Source organism: Microcoleus sp. Pol7_B2, from assembly GCF_036701035.1.
GTDB lineage: Bacteria > Cyanobacteriota > Cyanobacteriia > Cyanobacteriales > Microcoleaceae > Microcoleus.
The window spans coordinates 1-6994 of sequence record NZ_JAUBQB010000141.1 but is presented as its reverse complement, the minus strand read 5'-3'; the positions used below and the strand labels follow the sequence as shown (position 1 = coordinate 6994).

Sequence of the window (6994 nt, the reverse complement as noted above, 5' to 3'; positions counted from 1 at the left end):
TCCCACTGAAATTGCTAAATATCCGGGTTGTTACATTTTTAGCAACTAAAAAAATAGTCAGTAATTCTGAAGAAATTATGAGTTATTATGATGTCGGCAGGACGCTCCACTAAAAAATTGGTGTTCTGGGTAAAATAAGAGGTTTGGCAACGATAAATATAGAAACCCACCCAGTTTATGACACTCCGACGCAGATCCTCTTTCATTTTAAATAAACTTTAAAAATGATAAAATTGTTAAAAGATGCAATCCTTAAAACAAGTTGCCCGCCGACTCAAAAAAGAGACTTACGCTGTTTATTTAGCAAGTACAGACCAGAGAGTACCTTGGTACGCCAGAATTTTAGCAGGCCTTACGGTTGCCTACGCTTTTAGCCCGATCGACTTAATTCCTGACTTCATACCGATTCTCGGCTACTTGGACGATTTGATAATTGTACCCTTGGGAATTTGGCTGGTACTGAAGATGATTCCGCCACAGGTTTTAGCCGAGTGTCGGGAAAAAGCAGCCGCAGAAATAGAGCGAGGAAAACCGATAAATCGGGCTGCCGCTGTTGTGATTATTGCCATTTGGATTTGCTTGGGAATATTAGCAGCAATGTGGCTAACACAGATATTTAAACGTTAAAAAAAATTACCTATCTAGTTATAGTGTAGGGGGCGCGCCGAGCACCTTACCTTAAACAACTCGCTGGGCAAAAAAATATTTAAAGTTCAAAAAATCACCTTTCTAGTTATAATATAGGGTGCGCCTAACGCACCTTACCTTAAAAAAACTCCCAGTATCGCATACCAAGTATTATTTACCCCTTAAAAAATTAAACTAACTTTCTAGCTATGACTCAAACCACTGATTTCCTCAGCCACCTCAACCCATCTCAGCGCCAAGCAGTCGCCCATTATAACGGGCCGCTATTAGTAGTAGCGGGCGCTGGTTCCGGCAAAACCAGAGCTCTAACTTACCGAGTTGCTAACTTAGTTCGCACCCATCGAGTCGATCCTGAAAATATTCTGGCGGTGACATTTACAAATAAAGCCGCTAGGGAGATGAAAGAAAGAATTGAGAAATTGCTGGCAACTCAGCAAGCTGAAGCGGAATATGGCAAACCTTTGGTAGACTTAGCCCCGGATGTACAAACCAAATTGCGATCGCAAATTTACCAGAGAATTACCAAGCACATTTGGATGGGAACTTTCCACTCTTTGTGCGGCCGCATTCTCCGCTACGATATTGAAAAATACCAAGACGAAAAAGGCCGCAAGTGGCAGAAAAATTTTTCGATTTTTGATGAATCAGATGCTCAAAGTATCGTCAAACAAATCGTCACCAAAACACTGAACCTCGACGACAAGAAATTTGACCCGCGAAAAGTCCGCTATGTCATCAGCAACGCTAAAAATAAAGGCTTGTCACCTCAAGAATACCAAGCAGCAGAACCGGATTATCGAGGCCGTGTGATTGCCGATGTTTACAGTCGCTACCAAGACGCTTTAGCAGCCAACAATGCCCTAGATTTTGACGATTTAATCCTGGTTCCCGTTAAACTTTTGAGCCAAAACGAGGAAGTATTAAGTTACTGGCATAAAAAGTTTTGCCATATTTTAGTTGACGAATACCAAGATACTAACCGCACTCAATACGATTTGATTCGGATGTTGGTGACAAATAACGCCGACCCGAAAAGCTTCGATAAATGGCAAAACCGCTCGATTTTTGTCGTGGGCGATGTCGATCAATCAATTTACAGTTTTCGGATGGCAGATTATACGATATTGCTGGAATTTCAAGAGGATTTCGGAGATGGTTTGTCCGACGATAAAACTCGGACAATGGTAAAATTAGAGGAAAATTATCGATCGCGCGAAAACATCCTGCAAGTGGCGAATCACTTGATCGAACACAATACCGAACGGATCGAGAAAATTCTGCGCCCGACTCGCGAACCGGGAGCTCCGATTGTTGTTTGGCGCGCCGACAACGAATTAGATGAAGCGGAATTTGTAGCAGGTCAAATTCATTCCTTAAAGCGCCAAAACTCCGAATACGAAAACGGCAGTAACTTTGCTATTCTCTACCGCACCAACGCTCAATCTCGCTCTTTTGAAGAAGCGTTAATGCGTTTAGACATTCCTTACAATATTGTCGGCGGCCTGAAGTTTTACGATCGCAAAGAAATCAAAGATATCCTAGCATACCTGCGGGCGGTTGCCAATCCCGACGATAGCGTCAGCCTCAAACGCATCATCAATACTCCCCGTCGCGGCATTGGCGATACCACATTTTCCAAAATCGAAGACGCTGCAACTCAATTGGGCATTCCGTTGTGGGAAATCCTCAGCGATGAATCTTCGGTCAATACTCTCGCAGGGCGATCGGCAAAAGCTATTATTAAGTTTGCCGAAATGATTGGTCGTTGGCAATCGCAAGTTGAAACTCTGCCGGCTTCGCAAATTGTCCAAGGAATTATCCAAGATTCAGGCTACATTGAAGATTTGAAAAATCAAGGAACCGACGAAGCCACAAATCGCATAGAAAACGTCATAGAATTGTACAATGCAGTTCTACAATTTGAAGAACAAAACGAAGAAGCGACCCTAACATCATTTTTAGCAAAAGCATCTTTAGCATCCGATTTAGATGACTTGCAAGAAGAAGATTCCCGCGTATCGCTGATGACGCTGCACTCAGCCAAAGGGCTAGAATTTCCCGTAGTGTTTTTAGTCGGAATGGAACAGGGTTTATTTCCCAATTTCCGCAGTTTGGACGACCCGAAAGCGATCGAAGAAGAACGCCGTTTGTGCTACGTCGGCATCACTCGCGCCCAGGAATTGCTATTTCTCACCCACACTCGCGAACGCCGCTTGTGGGGAGGTTTCCGGGAACACTGCACCCCTTCGCTATTCTTAGGCGAATTGCCGACACATTTGCTGGCTGGAAGCGCGAAGAAAACTCCAGCGGGGAAAACGGCTGCATCTAAAGGAAAAACTAATAATTCAGCCACTAATTCGGGGAGTTCTAAACCGGGAAACAATGGACAATCGACGGATTGGCAAACGGGCGATCGGGTTTTTCATCATGCTTTTGGAGTTGGAGAAATTACGCACGTTTTAGGGGCGGGCGACAAAATTAATTTGGCAATTAAGTTTTCGGGTTTGGGCAGAAAAATCATCGATCCGAGAACAGCTAAGTTGCAGCGAGTGTAAGTAAAAATATCAGAGTTTGTAGCGGTTTCAATCGCCTCGATAAATAAGATTACCTCCATTCGCAAAGTATATAGCAAAGCATCTGCGTTAATCTGCATAAATCTGCGGTTTCCCTATCCATCCAAGATTTATGCAATAACTCTAATCTGTAACACTTCGCATTGCTAATAACGCCGTCCCATAAGCAGCCGCAGTATGAATTGGCGTTACTACAGGCACTTTTAAATAACGCTTTCTAATCGCACTCCAAACAGAATTTTTTGCCCCGCCGCCAGCAGTAAAAACTTTTATCAAAGGAGTTGCACCGAATTCTTGCAATAATTGATACCCCCGCGCTTCAATCCGCGCTATGCTTTCTAGCAAACCGTGCAGAAACTCCACTGGATCAGTGGGACGCGGTTCGAGTCTGGGGGACAAATTCGGGTCATTAATCGGAAAGCGATCGCCCTTTTTCAACAATGGGTAATAATCCAGCAAACTCTCTTGTGCTGGATCAATTTGTGTGGTATAATTCTGCAGCTCAACATCAGTGAAAAAATGCCGGAGCACCGCACCTCCGGTATTAGAAGCACCTCCAACTAACCACAAATCGCCTAATTTATGACTGTAAATCCCGTATCTAGAATCATCTATGCGGGTATGACTTAAAAGTTTGACTGCTAGTGTAGAACCGAGAGAAGTTACTGCTTCCCCTGGTAAATTAACACCGCTCGCTAAAAAGGCGGCAATGCTATCGGTTGTGCCAGCACAAACCATACAATGGCGGGGAAAACCGAAGCGATCGCCCACTTGCACTCTCACTTCCCCCACAGGCGTGCCCGGTGCTACAACTTGCGGTAATTCAGGCGTTGCAGCGCCCGCAATTCCCTCTATCAGCCAATTCGGATAGCACAAAGTATCAACATCGAAACCGAGCTTCAAAGCATTGTGATAGTCGCTAATTCCCAATTTTCCGTGCAGCAAAAATGCCAGCCAGTCAGCTTGATGCAGGAAAACCGTAGGGGTGGTTTCCTCTCGAAAGTCTTGGAACCACAGGAGTTTAGCCAGACTCGATGTAGCGCTCAATACTGTGTGGTTATCCGGCGCGATCGCCCGCAACCTCTCTGTCACCGCTGCACCGCGCGCATCATTGTATAAAATCGGCTCGCATACTGGTATACCGTCGGTATTGCACAGCATGACAGTGGAAGATGTGCCGTCAAGGGCGATCGCCTTTACCTGGTTGCGGATTGTTGGGGGAATTTGCTCGATCACATCCCACAGCGCATTTTGCCACACCGAGGGCAATTCAGGCTGTTGTGGCCCCTTGTTAGCAAAAGTATATTCCGTCTCACAATGTATTGTACCCTGGGAGTCTATGACAGTCGATCGCGCGCCAGTCGTGCCGAAATCTATTCCTAAAGAAAGATTCATTTGTTACTCCTGCAACTTTTCTTTTTTTCATATAAAAACTTTATTGGCATCAAATACTTAGGTTTGATTTTATGTCCGGTCAATTACTATTAATAAAAAACGTTTGTAGTGAGGAATGCAAGTTCTCGGATTTATTTATTGCGCTGCTTGTTTTGCGTCTAAATCAGGTTTTATTTCTGCTTAATTTATGAAATATTTTCCCCTACTACAGTGCTTCTAGATACTCACAAAGCGTAGTTGGTTCGGGAATCGATAAACCTTCTTCTCGCAATCGTTCTAAGTGAAATTCGATTGCTTCTTTAATTTGCTGCTGTACTTCCGCAAGGGTAGTGCCTGTGGCTACACATCCGGGTAAATCTGGTGGATATGCTGAATAGTTATTGGGTGTTTTTTCGATCGCAATGGCATAACTCATCATTTTATCTGGAATTTAGAGTAGATTAGGATTTACGCACTGACCAAAGAAATCGGGTTTTTACCGAATCGGCTAACTACAACTAAATATTTGCTAAAAACCCCGGTTTCTGAACCCTAAACAGTTTGTGTTAGCCAATTGCTATGACCCTAATTTCGCAAGTTTGTTGTTTGAAGAGTGATATCAAAGCGTAACAGGTAATGAAATGAACAAAAGCCGATAACTTGGTAGAAAAAGGTTCTCAAAAAAAGACTTTACAAAGGGCTAAAATCGCTACAAATTACAGCTTATAGCTCTTGATGCGAAAGAAGAGAGAACCATACAACCAACCCTAACCACCCCAACACCCCAACAACCCAACCCAATCCTCCTCCCCCCCACGCAAACACACGCGCACACGACGGGAGGTGCCCCCGTGGTGCTTGCAAATTAAAGGTTAAATCATTGTAGCTCAACCAATCTTTCCTTCTCTTTCGCCAACCGACACGATCGCCTAGCTTGGATTCAGTCTCATAATCAATTTTACCGCCTATTTCTAACCAGATTTTTTTCTGGACGCTAAAACCAAAGCGACCCTGACTGTATTTTACCCACAATTGGTCGATCGTCCGCAAATCATCGCCAGGAAAATTCTCGATCGAGTTCGTATCGAACCAACCTTCCTTCTCCCGTCTAGCAGCTTTTAACATCACCTTGAATGTTTCCTGATCCGCCTCTTTCCACTCCCCTGTGGCCAATAAATCCCGCAGACGAGTATAGTCAACACCCCGCGCCGATTTCAGGGAGTCTGGTGGCGGTGCCGATAGAGGTGTTTGAGCTGATAATTGAGGTGATTGAGAAGCAAGAGCCTGCAACACTTCAGTAGCAGAGTGATAACGTTTTTTAATAGCAGGTTGTATCATTTTATCTAAAATCTGACCCAGTTCCGAACTGACAGATGTTTTTAAGTGTTCTCGCCACACCCACTCAAACTCGCTATCATCGAATAAATCAATCGGTTCACCCTCAGTTAACAGACACAGACAAGTGACACCCAGACTATAAATATCACTCGCATGAATAGCTTTGCCGTTGGCTTGTTCTGGTGCCGTATATCCAGCCGTCCCGATCCTCGTTCCCGTTACCGCTAGAGCCGTTTGTGTCGCATATTTCGCCGCACCAAAATCAACTAAAACCAGTTGCCCATCTTGCCTAAGAATAATATTTTCTGGCTTGAGATCTCGGTGAATAACTTGGCTAGAGTGAATGAACTCGAATACTGGCAGTAAATTATTAAGCAAATTGCGAATCTGCGTTTCGCTAAAATATCCCTTAGATTCTAGTGTTTGGGCTAAATTTTCACCGTCGATGAATTCTTGGACTAAATACTGCCGTCCATCTTGACTAAAATATGCTAATAAGTCGGGAATTTGAGAATGTTTACCCAACTGTTCTAGGCGGACTGCTTCAAGCTCAAATAACTCAGCAGCTTTCTGGATACTAGAAGTGCCTTGAAATTGGGGGTAGAATTGTTTAATAACGCAGGGAGGTTTTGATGGTTTATACTGGTCAAGAGCTAGAAAAGTGCGCCCAAATCCCCCTTGTCCAATAATTTTTTGGGCTCCGTAGCGATCGCCCAATAGCAGTTTATTCCCACATTTTTGACAGAATTTTGTATAGCCAGACGGGTTTTGGAATAGGCAATCAGGGTTGAGACACTGGCTCATAAAAGATGCTTAGAGATTACAGATTAAAGCTCTGGATGCGAGGCCAGCGGACATGGTTTTAAATGTGAAACAGCAGAGCCGGGTAAAGAGACGGCATTGCCGATATGTGTCAACTTAAGTCTGAAACCTTTGTATCTCTCGCTTTTATCCGATGCCAGATCCCCCTAAATCCCCCTTAAGAAGCAGGGTGGATTTATTGTGATCGGATGATTATATAATGGAAGGGGCGATCGTCCCCTAGCGGATCCCGCTTGACC

Annotated in this window: 5 protein-coding genes; 2 read left to right on the top strand and 3 right to left on the bottom strand. The window is 44.1% G+C overall.

All coding sequences use genetic code 11. The features are described 5' to 3' along the window. Positions 1-243: 243 nt before the first annotated feature. Positions 244-627 (top strand): YkvA family protein, encoded by a 384-nt coding sequence (locus QUA57_RS27755; RefSeq protein ID WP_333064982.1) that lies wholly within the window; start codon positions 244-246, stop codon positions 625-627. 209 nt (positions 628-836) lie between these two features. Next, positions 837-3203: a DNA helicase PcrA gene (gene pcrA, locus QUA57_RS27750; RefSeq protein ID WP_333064983.1), complete on the top strand. Its 2367-nt coding sequence runs from the start codon at positions 837-839 to the stop codon at positions 3201-3203. A 141-nt stretch (positions 3204-3344) separates the two neighbouring features. On the opposite strand, the gene QUA57_RS27745 is transcribed toward pcrA, so the two are convergent. The 3 genes from QUA57_RS27745 to QUA57_RS27735 all read right to left on the bottom strand — a co-directional run bounded on the left by QUA57_RS27745 (position 3345) and on the right by QUA57_RS27735 (position 6737). After that, entirely contained in the window at positions 3345-4616 is a 1272-nt protein-coding gene (locus QUA57_RS27745) for an FGGY-family carbohydrate kinase (RefSeq protein ID WP_333064986.1), read from the bottom strand. 205 nt (positions 4617-4821) lie between these two features. Then, positions 4822-5031 (bottom strand): type II toxin-antitoxin system HicB family antitoxin, encoded by a 210-nt coding sequence (locus QUA57_RS27740; RefSeq protein WP_333064988.1) that lies wholly within the window; start codon positions 5029-5031, stop codon positions 4822-4824. A 287-nt stretch (positions 5032-5318) separates the two neighbouring features. After that, positions 5319-6737 (bottom strand): serine/threonine-protein kinase, encoded by a 1419-nt coding sequence (locus QUA57_RS27735; protein ID WP_333064989.1) that lies wholly within the window; start codon positions 6735-6737, stop codon positions 5319-5321. Positions 6738-6994 lie beyond the last annotated feature (257 nt).

What these genes read in the sequence shown, in the direction of transcription:
- QUA57_RS27735 (WP_333064989.1), bottom strand. Translation starts at nt 6,737, where the DNA reads ATGAGCCAGTGTCTCAACCCTGATTGCCTATTCCAAAACCCGTCTGGC.
- QUA57_RS27745 (WP_333064986.1), bottom strand. Translation starts at nt 4,616, where the DNA reads ATGAATCTTTCTTTAGGAATAGATTTCGGCACGACTGGCGCGCGATCG.
- QUA57_RS27740 (WP_333064988.1), bottom strand. Translation starts at nt 5,031, where the DNA reads ATGAGTTATGCCATTGCGATCGAAAAAACACCCAATAACTATTCAGCA.
- QUA57_RS27755 (WP_333064982.1), top strand. Translation starts at nt 244, where the DNA reads ATGCAATCCTTAAAACAAGTTGCCCGCCGACTCAAAAAAGAGACTTAC.
- pcrA (WP_333064983.1), top strand. Translation starts at nt 837, where the DNA reads ATGACTCAAACCACTGATTTCCTCAGCCACCTCAACCCATCTCAGCGC.